The following is a 22,231-nucleotide window of genomic DNA, read 5'->3' on the forward strand; positions in this document are numbered from 1 at the left end:
ATTGGTGGGCGCAATAATCCAGTATAGTTAAAAAGATAGGTTGTTGCCGTAGCAATAATTACAGAAACAATCGTAGAAACAAGAATAACTCTAGCTATCATGGCCAATAAGCTATAACTATGCGGATCACGACGCAAGCCGCAAACGTAAGAAGTTATATAAAATCTTTAAAAAAATACAGCTAATTGCACTTTTTTACCTATCAAATAGGGGGTGTCCCTAACTCTATACCACTTTTTTTAACAAAAAGCGCCGAGTACTTCGTAAGCAAAAGTATAGTTTAAGCAGTAATTGACGGCACTCGCACGCTTATAAGTGTGAAGGTGTCAAGAGGAGGCTAATCTTGCTATCGAATACTATCCTATATCGTCGGCCTTTATGGCATCGTGCATCTGGCATTACTGCTTTGTTTATTGTCTTAGTTTTTATTCAAACTATGCGTATTTGTTTGGCAAATGCACAAACAAGCGCCAATTGTAGTTGCCCTAATGGCGGCACTCTTAGCGTGCAGACAGTTTATGTCCCTTATACTCTTGAGAATGGGCATGCAGGCGATACACTGCTGCACTCTGGCGCAACAGGAAGTATGGGTAGTGGTAATATAGTTCCACACATGCTGCGACTAATAGGCTTTAGCTATACGCATAGCATGCTAATTACTGCTGATGGGGCTAACGGCTTAAAACAAGAGGTTAGTCACTTTACCGCCCATGGTACCAAATTAGCGAGCTTATTTAGCAAAAAAGACCTTCGCCTTGATGCTGATAAACTTGCACATTTACCACCCGGCTTAGTTAAGCAAAACTTTGATAGCATCATTCGCGATTATGGACTAAATCTCTCTAACGCGCAGGTACTCATTGCTAGTGATCGCAACGCTGCCCAAAGTGCTGTGCAAGCTGCCCGTAAGTTGAGTGGGTCATATCGCATTCAAGCTTATACCGATCTCTCTTACATAAATCACGTTGGCCCTGGCACCCATTGTTCTGGCTTTGTCTACTGGGCTTGGCAACGTGGTGGCGGTGGAAGTATTTCACCAGTGCAATATTATCCTTCGTTTCGCGCAAATGCCGGCGATGTTTTATACCAGGGTGTTTATAATGCGATAATGTCAGAGGGGGTGCCAATATTACCTGATGCCTGGACCGCTAAACGAGTAGCTAACCAAATCGTTAACTGTTTTCTTGATCGTGCTTGCAATGCTACCGATGATGGTTGGCGGGCAGATCCACGAATAGGTTATACGGTAGCTCCCGATGATTTGCTGCCGCGTGCTGGTAATAGTGCTTATGCCTCGGTTGAACGTGTAGTTACTTCTGGAGGTTATTATGATGATCGTGACGTCTGCCAACTACCAGGAGGTGATTGGTATGAAGCTTCATGCACACCTACTCCTCCACCATCAGGTGGCAATGGCCACCGACCAGTTGCCTCAACACTAAATGTTAATAGTGATACCTCAGGCAATATCGTTTTCTCCTATACTTTATCTGATGCTGAAGGTGATCTCCTTAAAATAATCCCAGAGTATTCAGCTGACGGTGGTACCACCTGGAGCAATGCTACTGCTGGACCAGGAGGTGAACCCAAAACTGATCTACACTCTAGCGAAAGCGGAGTAACTCATACTTTTGTATGGGCATCGCATCTTCAAGGCATTGGGATAATGACGACCGCTACAAATGTAGCTTTCCGTATAACTCCATCTGATGGCCTTTTAGGAAAATCTGCAATCAGCAATACTTTCACTGTCGATAATACTGATAGACGCGTAGAATGCAGACCTGTTTATCAAACTAGTGGCTATTGTGGTGATTTTAAATGTGATCCTACTATATGCGAAACCATAATCAGCTGTAATCGCGACTGCGGCTATTGCGGTGATGGTATTTGCGGTGTTGATGAAACCGCTGACCCAGGGGGTAATTGCGCTAAAGATTGTGGAAAATGTGGTGATGGTATTTGTATGGCAAACGAAACCACCAATAATTGTGTGGCTGATTGCAGTAAAGGTTGTGGTGATAATATTTGTCGTCCTGAAGCTGGTGAGAATGAAGAAACCTGTCCGACAGACTGCAGTAATTGTGGTAATGGTGTACAAAACGAAGGTGAGACTTGTGCTAACTGCCCACAAGATGTGGCTAATACTCCGGTAATTATTGCGACACCATCAAAAGTAGTTGTCAATCAACCAATTTCTTTCACAACTGATACAACACTTATATCAGGTGTTCCTACTTGGGATTTTGGTGATGCAACTAATCAGTCAGGTGTTTCGGTAACGCATAATTACCGTGCCACCGGAAGCTATCATGTTGTACTTTCAGCCACTGAAAATAATTGTCAGGTCACTAAGACTTCTCTACCCTTTGTAATTGTAGTTACAAAAGGTGATGATTGCGGTGGCTTTTGCGGAGATGATGTTTGTTGCGACTATGATTATGAAGAAACACCACTCAATTGTCCGCAAGATTGTGTTTGTGGCAGCCACCAAGGCTATTGTGGTGATGGTGTATGTTGCAATATTGATGGCGAAGATTATTCAACCTGCCCGAGCGATTGCCCCATAGTATGTGATGTTTGTGGGAATGATTTCTGCGGTGAGTGTGAAAACGCCGAGAACTGTTCACAGGATTGTATAAATCAAATCATCTGTGGTGACCATGTATGTGATAGCAGTGAGGGCTGTGAAAATTGTCCTAGTGATTGCGGTAAATGTATAGAACCCTGTGGTGATGGCTATTGCACACCAGGCATAGAAGATTGTGGTACATGCACCCAAGATTGTGCATGCCGCAACGGTACTAAGTGTTCTAATCGGCAATGTATAACTTATTGCGGCAATAACACCTGCGATGAAAAAGAAACCTACAAAACCTGTCCGCAAGATTGTGCAGCACCACAAGATGAGTGCAGTAAAGATGATGACTGTGGGTCAGGAAAAGTTTGCGAGTTGAGTACCGGCTGCGATCATCCTCTAATATGTGTGTCAGGTTGCCATAACAAATCACAATGCCCAGATGGAAGCGAGTGTAAGCAACTTAATTGCATAACTTGTCCATGTGCTGGCATATGCACACCTGTTTCTCTTTCTTGCGGCGCTATGGGCGGAGACTTTTGCAGCAACACCGGCAAATGCCCGCAAGGGTATGATAATCTCGGCGCTTCATATGACTGCAGTCCTTGCTGCAAACAAGGTGATTCTTGCGGAGCCATGGGAGGAAATTACTGTAGTAACGACGGCAAGTGCCCAAGGGGATATGATGTTCTTGGTGTCACATATGACTGTACTCCTTGTTGCAAACAAGGACCATCGTGCGGCGCCATGGGCGGAGACTATTGCGGCAACGACCTTAAATGCCCAAAGGGATATATCAGTCTTGGCTCCTCATATGACTGTAATCCCTGTTGCAAGCAAGGCACCCTATAAACAAAGAGAGGCTATTATGCTGATAATTATTAACAGCTTAAAAAAAAGTTTTAAATCCACTCATCATAATGCAATTGTTGCTACATTAGCGCTAGTAATCGCAAATATATTCGGTTGTAGCAAAAATAATGATGTATCGGTTATGGAGCAGCGACCCTTAATCGCAAATATACAAACCGATCGTACTGAAGCTTGTATAGGTGATGACGTATTAGTAACGGTAATTGCGTTAGAACCCGACCCTCGCTTAGAAGTATATGTAGATGGTGCACTAGGCAATCCACGTGTGGTTACTGTTAGTAGTATAGGTGTACAAAAAGTTGGGGTAACCGTAAGTTTGGGCCCTAATGTTCGTGATTTTTCTAGTGTTGAATTTAAAGGAATTGATTGTGGCGAGCAATCAACACTTGATTTAAGTTATCGTTTTTCTACTGATCGCGCTGACACTGTTATCTTTAATGCCAGCGTTAACAAAATTGAACCCTCAGAAATATTATATTTATGGGATTTTGGTGAGGGCACGACAATAACGACAACAAGTGGTATGGTAGAAAAAAGCTATGCAATGCGTGATCAAAACAAGGCTATGACAACTTTCATAGCCTCAGTAACTGCAACAATAGCCACAGGGCAAAGTTTGCAAAAGCGTATTTCGGTAGCTTTAAAAAATTTAAGTTTCGCTGCAAGCGAAGATGCCATCGTTGTATTACCTGTCGAGCATGAACGCTTTGCTACCCAACAAGGCAATATTTTTTCAAGTCTAGTACAAATGAAAAATACGTTATCTTCGAGCGTTACTTTTAGCAATCTTGTTGCAATGGGGCGCAGTTGTGATGGTGAGCAGATGCCTCAAGTTACATTAGATCTTGCTAATAGCTTTGCAAGTCCACCATTAAAACTACTCGCTGGGCAAGTATGGTCTTCACAAATTTCACTTACACAATCTAACTTAGGAGATAACGTTTGTACGGCAAGATTGATTCTTAGTGGCGCTAGCGAAAGTGGCCAAAAAGTAAGAGCGGGATTTGCGCTTGATCTTAAAGTGCCGCAACTTAGTAGTCAGGTAACCGATACCCAAATCATTAGCAAGATTGAAGCTGCGCGCGAAATCCTAGGTCGCAAGAGAGTTACTATTGAAGAGCTTAACCGTCTTGAAGCTGAAGGTTTGCTGTAACCTAACTGATAGCTTGGGGGTATACCTAATAAAAAACGGGCCCATTTGGGCCCGTTTATACTTATCTAATCACTTTAATTGGGTTTAGCTTGGTATTAGTAATCCATACCACCCATACCACCCATACCGCCCATGCCACCCATACCAGCAGGAGCGCCAGCGCCCTTCTCATCTTTCTTGGGCTTCTCGGCAATCATACAGTCAGTTGTTAACATTAAAGAAGCAACTGATGCAGCATTTTGCAGGGCTATACGCACAACCTTAGTCGGATCAACAACACCCATGGCTAACATATCGCCATATTCTTCACTTTGAGCATTATACCCAAAATTGGCCTCTTTGGCTTCACGTACTTTTTGCAGCACAATAGAAGCATCAACACCGCCATTGTTAGAAATTTGGCGTAGCGGCTCTTCGATTGCACGCTTGATAATATTGATACCAAATTGTTGGTCATTACCTTCAACCTTGAGAGACTCAAGAGTTGGCAATGCTCGCAACAAAGCAACACCACCGCCAGGAACGATGCCTTCTTCAACAGCGGCACGGGTTGCATGTAATGCATCTTCAACGCGAGCTTTCTTCTCTTTCATTTCAGCTTCAGTAGCAGCGCCAACGCGAACTACCGCTACGCCACCTACTAATTTAGCAAGACGCTCTTGCAATTTCTCGCGGTCGTAATCGCTACTGGTCTCATCGATTTGAGTACGAATTTGAGCCACGCGACCTTCAATATCTTTCTTCTGGCCACGACCATCAACAATAGTGGTATTGTCTTTATCAACAACAATACGCTTGGCTTGGCCGAGATCTTTAACTGTAACATTCTCAAGCTTAATACCAAGATCATCGCTGATCATTTGACCACCGGTAAGAATGGCAATGTCTTGCAACATTGCTTTGCGGCGATCACCAAAGCCAGGAGCCTTACAAGCAGCAACATGCAAAGTGCCACGCAATTTATTAACTACAAGAGTAGCCAGCGCTTCACCTTCAATGTCTTCAGCAATGATAAATAATGGTTTGCTGGCACGAGCTACTGACTCAAGTAGTGGCAACAAATCCTTCATATTCGAGATTTTCTTCTCGTAAATAAGGATGTATGGATCATCGAGCACAACTTCCATGCGCTCTGCATCAGTTACGAAGTATGGCGAAAGATAGCCACGGTCGAATTGCATACCTTCGACAACTTCGAGCTCAGTTTCCATGCTCTTGGCTTCTTCAACCGTGATAACACCTTCTTTACCTACTTTTTCCATGGCTTCGGCTAAAATCTTGCCGATAGTCTCGTCACCGTTGGCGCTGATGGTGCCAACTTGAGCGATTTCTTTAGGATCTTTAGTGGCCTTAGAAATTTTCTTAAGATTCTCAGTGACAGTTGCAACTGCTTTATCAATACCACGCTTGAGATCCATTGGATTAGCGCCAGCCGCAAGAAGCTTAACGCCTTCACGATAGATAGCTTGCGCTAAAACAGTAGCAGTGGTGGTGCCGTCACCAGCGATATCAGAGGTCTTGCTAGCGACCTCTTTAACCATCTGCGCGCCCATGTTTTGAAAACGATTTTCAAGCTCGATTTCTTTAGCAACAGTGACACCATCTTTGGTCACCGTAGGTGAACCGAAGCTTTTTTCAATGATAACGTTACGACCCTTAGGACCAAGAGTTACTTTAACTGCTTCGGCTAAGGTGTTCATACCCGCGAGAATTGCTTCGCGAGCATTCTGATTAAATACGATTTCTTTAGCTGCCATGCTTATAATCCTTAAGTAGTTTTGCGGTTTTTTTAAAAATTAACCTTCGATGATCCCTAAAACCTCTTCCTCACGCAGGATGAGACTCTCGATACCATCAAGCTTAATTTCACTGCCAGAATATTTGCCAAACAGAACCCGATCACCCACCTTAACTTCAAGTGGAGTGACTTTACCATCATCACCGCGTTTGCCGTTACCAACAGCGAGAACTTCACCTTGTTGTGGTTTCTCTTTAGCGGTATCAGGAATTATTAGCCCACCTGCGGTACGCTCTTCACCTTCAATGCGTTTTATAAGAAGGCGATCATGAAGTGGACGAAATTTTTGTGCCATATAGTTTTCCTCCAGTTGTTAGTACGCTTGTCGCAAGCGCACCATCGTAAAAAAACTTGTTAATTGTGACTTTTAGATAACTTGCTCTACCTAAAATTTTTGTTTTTGCATCCACAATATCGGATGCTAATTAACTAACGACGCGGGCAATATAGTTTCACTATGGGCGTTGTCAAGATAGAGAAAAATATTTTTGTTAATTTGTACCACATTGAAAAATCGCATGTTTTCTTAATTAGTTAGCAAATACGGTTATACAGCTGCTAAAATATATGTTTAGCGAATGAAAGTAATTAGGGGGTATCCCTAAACATAAATGAAAAAATGCATACCTATAAAAACGAGAAGTCCATATATAACATTTGCAAACTTGGCTTTACCTCTCTACTATTGTCAATTTAAACAAGTAGGTGCCGGAGTCTAAATGCAAAAAACTCTTAAATTTCTATTAATTTGCGGATTTATTATAGGATTTCGGAGTATACCATTAGCTAGTGCAGCAGAAGTAACTGATGTTGCTGATGCAGCTCATAAATTACTCATTGGCAATAGCGAACAACAAATTCCAATAAGTATTTACCTTGATGATTCAATTGAATTTCTGATGGAAAACGGCATAATCAGCCGTGAAGTCATTGATCTTGAAGGACGAACTAGCGGCTGTAGCGCATCAAATCCATTCGGGTGCCAACCAGTTGATGAGTTGCGTTATACACGCAACACTTATACCTATAAATTGCACACTCAAATCGGCATTTATCAAGATCTCGCGATTACCTTAGGTTGGAGTTACATTATTGGTCAAACTACAAAATTTGGTTATGCGCCTGGGGTTACAGCGGCCACTAGTACTGTTAATAGTTCTGATACCAACATTGGCAGCAATTTTAATCACAAATATAAATCAAGTCATAAAGGTAGTGGCGCCCTTGAATTTGGGTTTCGCTATGCCCCGCTATCTGATGAACTTGATCAAAGCAAACCAATGTGGGTTTTAGCCTGCAATTGGGCAGCACCATGGTCGACTAAAACTAATACCATCAGCCGTGACCCCTCTACTAATGATCCAGGTCCGGTGGGTGATGGCATGCATTATTTAACTTTTAGTACCGCCTTATCAAAACGATTGGGCAATTTTGGCGAATTGAGTACCCGCCCAAATGCTAATCGCCGTGGTTATCTCGACCCTTACATAGAAATCGCCTATGTTTGGCCAATAGCTGGTAAAAATGCTCTGCCAGCTATTTCAAGCAGTAAGTTTGCAAAATCGCCTTCACAACAAATTAAATTTCATACTGGTTTTGAAATCATACCTTATGAAGATCTACGCAATAAACGCAAGCTTGCCATTGATTTAGGTTTAAAGAGTACTTACTTCACTAGGGGTCGTAATTATAGTTTGCTTACTGATCCATTAAAACGACTGACCTATACTGAACAATATTTATTTATTAGCGGTGTGGTTGGCATTTATGCACAAATTGCCTCTTTTGTAAGGCTAAAACTTAATGTGACTCTGGGATACCAAACACCGCATCTGCTAACTGGAGAACGCGAAGGACAAGACCGCAATAATGATGGTCGCATAACCACCCAAAATGAAGACCCTAATAGCCCAGATATTGCCAATCCTTACTTTTGTGGACCAGCGCAAGCTGCTACATGTGCTAACGGTGGTTTAGCCTATGATCAAATCGGTATGCGTTTTAAAGATGCGAATCATGTGGTATTTGGTGCTTCGACTTCGCTACTTTTAACTTTCTGACACTTTAAAAATATTTAGGACAATCAAATGCTGAATATCGGGATAATCGGCGGTAGTGGTCTATATCAGATTGAAGATGTAGCCAATGTACGTCAACTTAATCTTGAAACGCCATTTGGGAACACTTCTGATTCGTTAACTGTTGGAGAATTAAACGGCGCACAATTGATTTTCATTCCTCGCCATGGTCGTGGACACTCTTTGACCCCAAGCGAAGTTCCCTACCGTGCTAATATTTTTGCGCTGAAAAGCCTTGGAGTTAATTGGTTAATTTCAGTATCGGCAGTGGGTTCACTGCGTGAAGAATTGCCTCCAGGTACAATAGTACTACCGAATCAATATATCGATCGTACTTTAAACAGACAGCGAACCTTTTTTAGCAAGGGATTAGTTGCTCATGTATCCGTAGCTGACCCAACATGTCAAAATCTGCGTAAAGCAATAGTGAATGCGGCTAATAATGTTGGATCATCAATAAAAAGCGGTGCTACTTATGTTTGTATTGAGGGTCCGGCTTTTTCAACACGCGCTGAATCTAATCTGTATCGCTCATGGGGTGCTGACATAATAGGTATGACTAGCATACCTGAAATATATCTAGCGCGAGAAGCCGAAATACATTACGCCACTATTGCTATAGTTACTGACTATGATTGTTGGAAAGTCGGTACCGAAGCTGTGCAAGCTGATATAGTAATAGAAAACTTTAAAAAAAATGTAGATAACGTTAAGAAAATCCTATCTACAATAGTACCAGAAATTGAGGCTATAGATTCTATTAAAGAAGAATGTCGCTGTACTCAGGCTTTAGCGGGCGCCATTCTCACCGACCACACTCAAATCGATCCCCAAATAGGCGAAACCTTAGCGCCATTAGTTAAGAACTACCTATAATCTCTAAATAAAACAGCTTAATGAATTGTTATCGGACCAAATGGGAAATTCGAAATAGGTAATTCGCGCTGTGATGCAGGGAAACGCCATCGCTTCATAACTGTTGAAAAACAACTAGGTAGCGATGTGTTTAAAACGTTCGCAGGACCTTTCATTACTGGCCGCGCAACCGAACCATCAGGACGAATCACCCAATTAAGAGTAAAAACCACTTTACCTGGTTGGATTTCATTATTTGCGCGAGCATCTTTTAAGCATGGAGCAACCGTAGCGGCACTGCGCTTAACTGCAGACATAACATCTTGTTTGGTAAGCGATTCTTTAGCTGCTGGTTTGTTACTTGGTGTATCGATATCAGCTAGTGGATCTCTACTACCGGATTTAGGATTAGCTCGCGGTGTGGGGCGCGGCGAATCTTCATCATCATCTGCTCGTGTGGTTGTCTCATGTTTGCCAGCTCCACGAGGTTCGCGATTTTTATTGCGTCCTAGAACATTTTTGCGCCTGCCCTCACCTTTTGTGGATGCTTTGCCGTTTGCCTTGTCAGATGATGCTTCGGAATCATCATCATCTGCTGCTGGTTTCTTGGTATTATCTACGTTAGCCGCAACCGCTTTTGAACCTGCAGATTTTGTGTTGTCAGAAACTGCATTTGTTGCATTTGACTGAATAGGAGCCTGCACAATAACCTGTTTTGGCATATGCATTTGTTGCCATACTAAAAATCCAAGCAACCCAAGAATAGCCAAGCCAAAAAAACTAAATAGCGGAATCATCCACTTAGCGTGACTTGTATGCTTGGGTGTTACCGGTACGGACCACGAAGGCATTGGAGCGCCACCAAATGAGTCAACCCGTGGTGCAACAGCAGCAACGCTAGCTCTGCTACTGCTATTGCTCTTCGACGAAAATAACTCATTAGCCCCAAAGGAAGGCATATCCATTTCATATGGATTATTAGAAGCAGAAGCTACAGGCGCAGGGCTTGGTGGATTATTGGCAGCAACTAACTCTTCTTGAACTAAAGACGATAAAGCACTAGCCGCTGACGGTTTCCAACTAATTTCTTCATCAGAAGTTTCACCGCCAAAGGTAACACCTGAAGAAGGAACCATAATAGTGCCAGTACTGCTTGCCGTAGCTGTGTTGGCCGCAGCACTTGAGAAATTCGCACGAGCTTGAGATTTTGTATGCGGACGCTGGGTAATTAAATAAGTTAACTCAGGAATTTCGGTTAATGGAAGCCAATCAGCCATACCAGCTTTCCAGGCCAAACTTTCTTCATCAAGTTCTTCAGCATCCCAACGTTGCTCGACTTCAGCAAGATCAATCGGGCCGATTTGCGAATCATCGATGGCAATATACCATTCTTTCTCACCTGGAGATTGTTGCACTTGCGAAGGAGCCCGTACATTTGGAGATAGTGCACCTAGATCGAAATCACTACCTTCGCTTTGATAATTCTGTGAATTATCGTAAGATTGCGATGAAGCTGAAAAGTTAGCATTAGCTGAAAATCTCTGGCTATTATCAGTTGCTGCATAGGGAGAAGTTGACATACCAGAACTATTTGCAGCAGATTCAGCCGCAAGATCTGGCATTGATGGGGAGGTATCAAATGATGAGGCAGAGCTACCAAATCCAGCATTTTGAAAGCTTGAACTGCCAAAATCGTTACTTGTTGTACCACCAACAATTCCTGCATCCATACCAGCAGAGTCGGATCCAGCCCCTTCATTTGCCGATGTACCCGCAGCAGAAAAAACTGAACCAAACGGGTTGCTAGTATTACTGCTCGAATTAAAAGCAGGGTTTGATTCAGCACTAGCAGGCGTATTTGCAGTAGTTGCCGACATTTTTTGGGACGCAGCCGTAGAATGATCAGTGGCAGCGGGCTTATTATTAGGCGCTGGTGTCTCTTCACGAGCAGCAGGCTTCACAATAATGATATGGCTGCATTTTTTACATTTTACTTTAACACCACGAGCTCCGACCTTTTCGTCGGCGATCATGTATTGGGCATTACAGCTATCGCAGGAAAACTTCATTGTCGCTCTAGTCTTTTCGGGCAAATAAACATGCTTATATACAAATTATCGTACGGATCGTGTTACGTCAAATTACTAGAGGGTGGTTTTTTATTATTTAGCTGCCGCAGCCTTATTTTCGACAAGCGCGGCACCTATAACTTTACGAAGTTCAAGGTATGGCCGCGAGACCGAAAATAATAAAAGTTCTTTAATACGATCGCGAGTAGAGAGCGTTGCAGCACGACTAGCGCCTTCACCAATCCCACGAGCGGCCGCATATAAATCACCAGCTACAATAAATCCGGCTCTGGTAGCAGTATATTCAGATGCATCTAAGTATGTTTCAAGCGGAACTCCTTTAACGATTTCTGGATATGCTGCTTGAGCAACCGGTTGCATACGTTTAAGGATTGGGGCTGGCATCCGCTCAAAAAGTTGGGCCCAGCGGCCAACTTCTCTGGGATCGCTGTTATGCGGCAAAGAGCGGTTATATATTAAACACATACCCAATAATACTTCTCGTAATTGATCAGGTAAGAAAATACCGGCAAGAAATAGCTCCGGTCGAGCAAAAGCTAAATTTCTGCCAATATGAAATAATACGACCCGCTGTACAGCATCACGAAATACGTCATTATTTTCACCAGCTACTAAAGCTGGCGGTTGTGAATTTTCTAAATGCAATGGCTCGTTAGAAACAGGTCGTTTGAAAACATCAAAAACTGGTACACCAAGTACCTTCGCTGCATAGCGGGCTAAATTAGCAAAATATAAATCACTCTGACGTACGTCGATTTGATCTTTTTTGCGTAAACCTAAATCTTTAGCAGGTACAGTCACAAATTGCGCAGCACTGCGATAAATCCATGAAGCTAGTATACCAACTGGATTTTGTGTTTCTGGATGTAATAGAGACTTCCATTGATCTTCAATTAAACCTCGTGCTGCTTTAGGGGGAACGCCTTGAGCTAAGTAATCATGTACTTTACGTTCTTCTTCATCAGCTTCTTTTAAAAATACTAAAGCATGAGATAGACAGTACACCGCATCAAAATCACGTTCTGCATGATACAATTTGCGCAAGTTACGAATCGGTCCTACCGGATTTTCAATAGTAGGTAAAACCTCATGTTGCATATTGATCGCTTTGCTGCGGCTTTCTGGCTTCTGCGCATAAAGCTCGGCTAAAATCGCCAGATCTTCTTTCTTGCCAGGGTTAAGTTTTTGCAAAACTTCATAAGCCATTATCGCGCCATCGACATTTTTCAATACGCGATGATAAAGTTCCCCAAGGTTATGCCATAGAACTAAACGAACTTGCACTGAAAGTTCTTTGGCACGTGAAATCATAGCACGATAATTTGCCTCAAGCAGTGCCCACTCTTGACGCATAGATAATATCCGCTCGATAGCTTCAAACGCCTTAATATTGGTAGCTTGTGCATCAAGCGCAGCGTTATATTTTTGTACTGCCATTGGTTCATGACGCAATTCAGTTTCATAAATAAAACCAAGACGGAAATTTATCTCAGACTGTTTATTACTATCGTTAACAACACCTAGCCCTTGTTCTAACGCCTCTGCAGCTTTTTGCGCTTGTTGGGTGGCTAAATATATTTCGGCCAAACGTTCATATAGCTCAACACGTGGCTGATTTAAACGTCGCGCACGTTCAAGTGCCTCAATGGCACGCGACGTATCCATTAAATGCTGCGAAGCAATATCTCCTAGCTCCATTAACACCACAACACGCTCTGGTGCTGGTGCAACGTCAGCTAGTCTTGATAAGCGCTCACAAGCACTCTCCCAGTTTTGAATTTCTTTATCTAGTTTCGCTAGTGCAAAAAGCGATGGCCCATGGTCAGGGTCAATTTCAAGGGCGCGTTCAAATTGTTTATAAGCACGATCAGGTTGATTTTGCTTAAGGCAAATATCACCTATCTGCCACTGCACGTCGACTACTTCGCTTTCGGTTAATGAATCGCGATGATAATTAATAATCGATTGAAATACTTTTTGTGCTTCTTCCCATTGCTCTTTAACCAACAGCGAATGCCCAAGACCTTCAAGAGCCGGTAAGTATGTGGGGTCTGCTTCATAAGCTTGGCGATAATAAGTAAGAGCTATATCAGAATCACCCAAACGCTCACTAATATAACCAAGACGATGCGATTTTTGGCAATAATCCTTAGCATCTTGGCTCTTATCAAGTGACTGTACTACCATCGAATACAGCTCGCCTGCTTCTTGCCAATTTTCACTTCGAAAATAAATTTCAGCTAAAGCTTTTGCAGCGTCAATATGACCAGGGGTGGTCTCTAAAGCACGCTGAAAATAATGTACTGAGTTTTGTTCATCGTTGCGAATGTCATTAAAGAAATGAGCTGCTTCTACAAAAAGTTCTGTTTTGGTTTCGGTATCGCCAGCCGTTTCTGCTTCGGTAATCAGATAGTTGGCATAGCTGTCCCAATCTTCAATATTTTTAGCGATTTCTTTTAATGCACTTAAAGCTGGCGCGTAAGTCTGATCGATAGCAAGAGCACGCTCATAAACAGCTTTAGCAGCCGCATTATCCATGAGCATCTCTTCATTAATACGACCTATACGAGTTAAAACAGGCAAAGCTTCTGGTTCGCCACCAAGAATATCAGCTTCAGCTTGCAACATTTCAAGAGACTGAAACCAGTTGCCACTGCGTTCATATAGTTGCCCGAGAGCATGCAAAGCTGCGGTGCTTTGCGGATTAATTTCACGTGCGACGTTATAAATTTGTTCAGCCTTATCAACTCGAGCCAGATCTCGGTAATAAATCTCACCCATTTCAAGATAAAGCTCAGTGATTTCGTTTTGATCACTTAACAGTTTAATATGATGCTCAACGATTTCAATTAGACGATTGAATTCGCCTAATGTACGCAAGAGACGCTCAAGACTTTTTATTGAAGGAATATGGGTCGCATCAATCTGTAAAACTCTTTCGAAGCATTGACCTGCATCACGCGAAGAATCAAATTGGTTTTCGTAAATTGATGCGGTTTTGCTTAATAAACGTATTTTCTCTTCAGTATCTTGTACTGCTTGTAATTGTACTTCAAAAACACCAATAAGCTCACTCCAGCGTTCAAGCCCGGTATACAGTCGATCAAGAGCAGCAAGAGCTCCTTGATGAGCACCATCAAAATCAAGTACGCCACGATACCACTGAATAGCAGTCTCAGGATCACCAAGTTCAGATTCACACAACGAACCAACACGCATACGCAGATCCACGCTTTCAGCCGGATCCACGCTGAGTTCAACTTTACGTGTTAGCGTATGCGCTAATTCACCCCAACGATTTTCTTTTGCAAAAATTCGAGCCAACTCATCGAGCACTGCGATATCAGAACCATCAATTTCTAAAGCACGACTTAATGCACTAATCGCTTCATCGATCTCATTTATACGGTCTTCCCAAACACGAGCAATCTCAGTTAAAATACTCTTGCGTTGAACATCTTCACTTACAACTAGTAATTTTTGTTCAAGGGCTTGTATTTGTTTATCATAACGCTCTTGGGTGGCGCCTAGCTGTGCTAAAGTATCAAGCGCTTCAAGATCATTAGGCTGTATAATTAATATCTTATTTAGAGTTTCTTCAGCTAAAGGTACGTCTTGTAAGTGCTCCGCGTAAATACGGGCAATGCGACGCAAGGATGCAATCTTGACATCAGTATCAATGATGTTATCGATCTCGTCTTCTAATACAGCGACAAGTTCTTCTGCACCGCCGGTTTCGATACCAATACGTTCTAGAATTTGTGCTGCTTCAAGATCTAACGGATTTTCTTTGTAAACACGGCAACCACTAATAAAGGCAAGTTCACGCTCACCAAGCTTTTGCTCTTGAACATCACGAATTTCGGTAATTAACAGCAAACGCAAATCAGGTGCTGCATGGGGAACAAAAGATTCGTTTAAAACGACCAGCTTTCGCCAATCGTTAGTTACCCGATAAATCTCAGCTAAAGCTGTAAAAGCATCAAAATGCGAGGGTTGTACTTCTAAAATTGCTTCATAATCTATGCGAGCATCATTAGGTTTCTTAAGTTGATCACGTTTAATTGTCGCAGCTTCAAGGTAGCGTCCAATTTTAGCATCATTCTCGGTCTCAAGAGCGCCAGCTTTCTCAAATACGATTACTGCTTCATCAAATGCTTCAATAACAATTAGCATTTTTGCTAAGCGATCAAGCTGTTCGACTGTATGCGGCTCGGTTGCTCTAACTTCACGAGCTAGACGAATAGCTTCTTCACGACGATCAAGATGTTCACCTAAAGCACTAGCAAGATTAAGACGAACCTCTTTAGCTTCTGCTGGATCAACAAGCGGAATCAGCCGACGTGCAACATCGACGAATTCTTCCCACATTGCGCGTTCGCGATATAAACCCGATAGTGCCCGTAAAGCATCAATATTTTTAGTGTCATGCGATAATACTTCACGCCAACTTTTTAAAGCATCTTCACTGCGACCAAGTTTTTCACCTAAAATTACCCCTAAACGACGATGAATTTCACTCTTCTTGGTCGGATCTTTAACGAAAGTAAGTTGTCGACGGTAATGCTCGGCTAGCTCATCCCACATATCTTCGCTAGCAAGTAAAACATCAAGAGCCTGGTTAGCCGCTTGATGATTAATCTCAATTTCAACAACTTTAAGCCAATGCTCTATAGCACTGTGATTATCGCTTAGCTCCTCTGCGAAAAGTTGACCTGCTGCTACATGAATACGCAGTTGTTCTTCTTTATCTTTTAATACTTCTGCTTGTCGCGCTAAATTCTTAGCGAGTGAATCCCAATCTTGCACTTCGGCATAAAGCCGCTGCATTGATTTAAGAGTTAGTGGATGATCAGGATCAATCTCTAATATTTGCTTATGACACCGCAATGCTGCTTCGGCATCCATAAGCTTATCGCCCCAAACCCAAGCCAAGCGCTCTAGAAATTGACTTTTCTGTTTGGGTTCATCTGCCATATCAATACGTCGCTCAAGAATATCCGCCAACGCTGCCCACATTTGGTTCTTCTCAAGCAAACTATCTAAATGGCTTAGAGCTGTTTCATCACTTGGTTCGTATTGTAATGCTTGCTGCAAATAAGCGATGGCTCGGGCTGGATCATTAAGTCGCTCACCAGAAATCGCGCCTAAACGATGTAACAGATGCTGACGTAACTTAGGATCAGCAACGGTATCAAGGTCACGACTAAGCGTTGCAATGATTTCTTGCCAATAACCATATTTTTCAGCAATGGCTTCTAATTTTTCAAGCAAGCTAAAGTCAGCACGATTCTCGTTAAATGCATAGGCAATGGCCCGAAATGCCATATCGCCAGTTTTTAAGCGTTCGTCAAAAGTAAGCGAGAGTTCAAGATATATTTCTTGACGTTGTTCGGTTTCGGCGGTCTGTTGCAGCCGTGCTTGTAATATTTCGACATAACGTGGCCAGGCACCTCGCGATTTGTACACTTTTTCAAGTAGGGCAAGAGCCTCCATAACTCCTTGCCCAGCCCTTGCTTGCAAATATTGCACTGTCGAGGCATGCTCAGATGATTCATTTAATACTTCGCCAAAAATCGTTATGGCATCTTCGCGATTATCAAACTGTTCATCGGCAATACGACCACGGCGATACATCAATTCTAAACGCCGCTCACGCCACTCTTTACTGCGTTTGTCGCTTAAGCGCTGAATTTCACCTTTGTAAAAATCATCAAGATCAGCCCAATTTAATAATTGCGCTAATAGACGTTCAATCTGCTCAAAGGCGTAAGTATCATCAGGAGTAATGCTAAGAACCGCCTTGTAAGTTTCAACCGCAGCACTGGCATCTTGTAGCTTTTGTGTTTGAATTGAAGCAATTTCGGCAAGAAACTCGCGTTTGCGCTCAAGACCCGCACAAAGCAATAAACGCCGCTGCAAAATTTCAACTAATTCAGACCAAGCTTCAGTAGCTCGGAAAATACTTTCAAGGCCAGCAAGCGCCTTTTCATCGCGAGACTCTATATTGAGAATAGCTTGATATTCTCCGACTGCCCCTGCCGTATCATTTAATTTTTCGTGTAAAATTGCTGCAGCCCGACGATGAAACTGCAGTGCTAGTTTGGCATCTGCTTTTTGTGCCTCTTCAATATAGGCATCAGCTAGCGGACGCATCTCGTTAATTTCGCCGGCGAGCTTTTCGATCCACATGCGCACGCCCATATCACCGGGATCAAGAGACAAAGAGCGTCGCGCCATTGCAAAAGCGTAATTTTTCTGACTCAAGCGATTTTCATAAATATCACCAATGCGTCGCAGCAAGCCTTTGCGCTGGGAAAGATCATCAATACCATCAACTCGTTGTTCTAAAACCCAAGCAAGTTTGCCATGGTCTTGTTTAGCAATGTAAATAGGTTCTAATACTTGAGCAATTTCGGTTTTATTTTCTGCATGCTCAATTAAAGCTTCAAGACCAGCGATTGCCGCGGGATGTTCTCGTTTCTTTAATAATACGGCGCGATAGTTTTTAAATGCTTCAGTAGGTTGATCCAATTCAATAGCGACCTGAGCACGCTTGAGATAATCATCGACTATTTCAGGACTAGCAGCGCCTACCTCGATTAGCTTATCAAGTATTTGTGCCCTCTCTTCATGCTGCCCCATACTTCCTAAAACACCTTCAAGTGCACGTAGACCCCGTAAATCACGCGGATCAACTTCATTTAAGGCACGGTACATATCAGCAGCATGAGATTTATCAGATAATACCTGATCATAAAGTTGTCCTAATTCAAGATAGATTGCCTTTTTACGATCACGCTGATCTGGTGGTAATTTTTGCGTGATCGCTGATAAAACATCAGCAAGGTCCAAAGGACGCTCCTGGGTACGTAAAATTCTCTCCAATGCCTCTAGCGAAGGCAAATCATCAGGAAGCGACCCACCGCCTGCAGCTCGATAATGCTCAATAGCTTCTTCACCGCGACCAACTTTATCAAGAACTTGTGCAAGTTTACGCCTAATAGGTCGTTGACTTTCTGGATCTGCGACAACACCTAAAGCTGCAGTATAAGTAGTAACTAAACGATCATAAGCGTTTGTCTTATCGATGAGTTTTTCATATTTACTACGCAATTCAGGGTTAAGCGGCGCATCAGTAAATGCACGCTCTAAATCAGTAACAGCGCCAGCAATATCATTAAGCTTTTCAGCCTTAATAGTTGCCATTTCAATTAGAGCATCAACTCGCTCTTCTGGTTTTGCAAAAGTATCAAGACGGCTAGCCTGTAAAGTAATCAGCTCTTGCCAACGACTGGCTTCTCTGTAGCCAGTTATAAGCATTGCTACGGTTTGATCAGCTAAAACAGGATCAGTAGCAACAGCTGGATAAATTTCTGCTAACAACTGTATTGCAGCTTGATGTGCTGGTTCTTGGGTAACTACACTTTGTATAGCGCTAATTGCTGATGCTATATCACCTAGCTCTTTTGCTGATAACTCTGAAAACGAAATTACCCGGGTACGTCTCTCAGGCCCATCAGGCAACAAATTGATTTCACGATGTATAGCTTGTGCCGCTTCTTTGGGCATGCCTGCTTTTTGATACATCGCAGCCAAACGTTGCCAAACTAAACGTTGTCCTGGTGCTAATTCAGCCACACGATTAAGTTCAGCGATGGCTGAATGGGTATCACCAAGCTTTTCGCCCAAAACTTCAGCAAGTTGCCCTACCAATGCCGCACGCGAGGTATCATCTACGGCAGCATCAATTTTAGTGCGTAGATGCTCTGCTAATGCCAAAGGATCCGGCGATGATTCATAAAGACGGTCCAACTCAGCCATTGCTTCAGGGTCATTCTGATGAGTGGCGAGAAGGTTCTTCCAAGCAATAATGGCATCTGCGTAGCTATTCATGGTTTTGTCAAATAGGCGGGCAAGCGTCCGCCAAAATTGGCTGCGCGCAGCAGCCGGCAACGCTTCGGCGACCTGTTCGCTCGCCTCGCGAATTTTAGATACCGGCAAGCCAGTCTTAAATAGACTAGTCAAGCCATCACAAGCAGACTTAGCTGCCAAATCACTTGAGCCCTCAGCTGCACCGAGAGCACGTAAAAAATCAACTGTGGCACCAACAGTATCACCTTCACGGGCTGATAGCGATCCTGCTCGCAAAAGCACGTGAATTCGCTGTTCTCCTTCTAGAACGCTAGTTGCTGCGCGATATGCACGGACTAATGCTTTAATATCGCCCAAGCTTACACTTAGTCGTTCTAGCTGGGATTGTACTTCATTATTGGCCGGATTGGCTTGAAATGAACGCAATAGTGCCAAAAAAGCATCTGCTGGTCTTTTTAACTTTGCTTCATAGGTATTAGCTAAATCTGCCAGCAAAACACCACATTCAGTAGGGTCTGTTGCCTTTTGTATTTGAATTTCTAACATCTGAGCAACAAGATCAAAACGACCTGCGGCTTGAAAATGCGGTGCCAAACGTTTAGCCGCACTTAGTACTTGCGATGAGTGATTTAGTAAACGCTCACTAGCTGCTAAAGCTTCTTTATGACCGGGTTGAGCATCAATAACATCAAGGTAGCGTTCAAGAGCTAAATCAACCTGTTTTTGTTTTTCATAAAGACCTGCTAACTCAAGAACCAAAGGAACTCGCTCGGTATCTGCAGGTAAATGTTTGATTTTATGAGATAGCATCTCAGCTACTTCGGCCACTCGATTATCACGTCGGTACAGCAATAATAGCCCATCAATAGCTGTTATATCACTCGGTGATATTTTTAAAATTTGGCGATATACGTCAGCTGCACGCATATGGTCGTGAACATTATCAATCAACTCTGTTGCCAAACGTTGCAGCAACTTAACTCGTTCTGTATCAGTATTTGCCGCACGAGCTTGTTCTTCGTACAAAGCGACGCGATCACCAGATGCTGCTGCTGCTTCAAGCAAACGTTCAACAGCTAAGGTAGCGCGTGCATCATTGTTATCAAGAGCAAGAATACGACGATGAACTCTCAACGCTTGTAATGGTGCTGCGTGTGCCCCTTCATAAATTGCTGCTAACGAATGTAATGCTTGTATCTTATCTTCTGTGGTTTCTATTTTTTCATAACCCGACTCTAATATCTGCACTAATGAAGCTAATAAATTATTACGAGCCGCCATTTCTTCAAGACGTTCTCGCAATTTTGCATCAGGTTTATAACGATATAACTCACCAAGTGTCTCGATGGCTTGGGTCGGATTATTTAAAGGGCCGGCAAATAAATCACCTAGTTCAGCAAGAGTAGCAAGCCGGTCATCTTGATTGATACCAGAAAGCTTAGCTTTTAAAGTACGGGCGAGTGCGGGATAATCTTTGGCCTGACGATACACACCTTCAAGAGCAATTGCAGCAGCTTGATTCTGCGGATCAAGATTTAAAATAGCCTCGTAATGCGGACGAGCTTGTTCACGCTTATCAAGTTCTTCTTCGAGTATGCGGCAACAAGCATAATGAGCCGCCACTTTATCAGCAGCTTGGGTAGCTCGTTCTGCCCACTGCGATAGTACTTGCAGGGCTTCTTTCCATAGTTTTCGTTCACGAAAATATTCAGCAATAGCGTTAGCCGCTACTTTATTGCCGGGATCAAGCTGCAAAACTCGACTATAGATACGCGCCGCGGCATCAGCATTATCAAGTCGCACTGCATGATGCAGTGCAGCTTTTAAATAGAGATCAATCGCTATTTGCGGCTCACGCGTATATGCGGCCATCATTTCAAGTTTTAATGACAATTCATCATAGCGATTAGCTGTACCGTAAATTTCTTCAAGCAAGCGCAAAGCAACTTGATGTCCAGGTACGCAAGCAAGTGAGCGATCAAGGCTTGCTAATGCGGCATCTTCTTGTTTGCCATAAATTAGCTGAATTTCAGCAACGCTAACCCAAGCTGATGCGGCAGATTCTTTATCAGAAGATTCAAGCTGTTTAGCTCGTTGACTAATTTCATCTACGCGCCTTGACCAATTAGAACGAAAAGCATCAAGCTCGGTTTGTACTTGTTTGGCCCGGTCATCATCACCACGTTCACCTAAAACAATTTCAATAGCTACTCGAGCATGGCGATGTAATTTGGGACGGTCGAGTAATAATTCAGCGACAGTTATTAAGCGATCAAGAAGATCTGATGTTGGACCGGTTATTGCTAATTCTTTTAGTAGACTTTCTTGAGTTTGCTCTAAACGACCTTGAGCTTGGTAAATAGTTGCACTTACACGATAAATTTCAGCATAGTTATTATCGCTACGTTCAGCTTGGCGTAAGGTTGATAATGCTTTATCAAGACGTTCTAAGCGATCGCGATAAATAATCGCAGCTTCAACTAAGCCAACAGCTTTTTCATGTGGATCAGCAGTATTTGCTAATTCTTTTTCAAAAATTTCTAACGCGGATTCATGCTTTCCATAAGCAAGATAAATTTCACGCAGCATACGCAAGGAATCTATATCGGCTGCATTTAATTCAATGGCTCGCTTTAAATACATCTCAGCACGCTGCACTGAAGATATTTCTTCAAGACATATTTTTGCGGCTTTACGAAATAAATTGATTGAAATGTTTGGCGCTGCTCGCAGTGCGTTATCTTCGTAGACACGCACGAGTTCTTCCCAACGACCTTGAGAAGTATAAACCTCTTCAACGGTGTCAAGCGCAGCTTCATCCGCTGGCGTAACCGCTAATTGGTCAAGATACGGTTGCAGATCGGTCATTTTGTACCGATATCCTTAAATACTGTAGCAACAATCTTACCCCAAGGCTTACCCCAAGGCTCA

Annotated in this window: 8 protein-coding genes; 4 read left to right on the plus strand and 4 right to left on the minus strand. The window is 42.9% G+C overall.

The window, feature by feature from the left end:
- Positions 1-343: 343 nt before the first annotated feature.
- Positions 344-3,430, plus strand: a complete 3,087-nt coding sequence (locus JW841_04615; protein ID MBN1960207.1) for a PKD domain-containing protein — start codon at positions 344-346, stop codon at positions 3,428-3,430.
- 16 nt (positions 3,431-3,446) lie between these two features.
- Positions 3,447-4,604, plus strand: a complete 1,158-nt coding sequence (locus JW841_04620; GenBank protein ID MBN1960208.1) for a hypothetical protein — start codon at positions 3,447-3,449, stop codon at positions 4,602-4,604.
- Between the two features lie 95 nt (positions 4,605-4,699).
- Here JW841_04620 and groL read toward each other — a convergent pair whose 3' ends face one another.
- Complete coding sequence (groL, locus tag JW841_04625) at positions 4,700-6,361, minus strand: chaperonin GroEL (GenBank protein ID MBN1960209.1); 1,662 nt, start codon at positions 6,359-6,361, stop codon at positions 4,700-4,702.
- Positions 6,362-6,400: 39 nt separating this feature from the next.
- A complete protein-coding gene (locus JW841_04630) occupies positions 6,401-6,697 on the minus strand; it encodes a co-chaperone GroES (protein MBN1960210.1) in 297 nt (98 codons plus the stop codon).
- Positions 6,698-7,121: 424 nt separating this feature from the next.
- Between JW841_04630 and JW841_04635 the strand changes: the two genes are divergently transcribed.
- Both JW841_04635 and mtnP read left to right on the plus strand, forming a co-directional pair.
- Positions 7,122-8,462 (plus strand): hypothetical protein, encoded by a 1,341-nt coding sequence (locus tag JW841_04635; GenBank protein ID MBN1960211.1) that lies wholly within the window; start codon positions 7,122-7,124, stop codon positions 8,460-8,462.
- A gap of 27 nt (positions 8,463-8,489) precedes the next feature.
- Entirely contained in the window at positions 8,490-9,356 is an 867-nt protein-coding gene (gene mtnP / locus JW841_04640) for an S-methyl-5'-thioadenosine phosphorylase (protein MBN1960212.1), read from the plus strand.
- 17 nt (positions 9,357-9,373) lie between these two features.
- Here the strand turns inward: mtnP and JW841_04645 are convergent, their stop codons facing one another.
- Positions 9,374-11,404, minus strand: coding sequence for a zinc-ribbon domain-containing protein (locus JW841_04645; protein ID MBN1960213.1), 2,031 nt, complete (start codon positions 11,402-11,404; stop codon positions 9,374-9,376).
- Between the two features lie 93 nt (positions 11,405-11,497).
- Complete coding sequence (locus JW841_04650) at positions 11,498-22,168, minus strand: hypothetical protein (protein ID MBN1960214.1); 10,671 nt, start codon at positions 22,166-22,168, stop codon at positions 11,498-11,500.
- Positions 22,169-22,231 lie beyond the last annotated feature (63 nt).

This window comes from Deltaproteobacteria bacterium (assembly GCA_016931625.1).
GTDB lineage: Bacteria > Myxococcota > XYA12-FULL-58-9 > XYA12-FULL-58-9 > JAFGEK01 > JAFGEK01.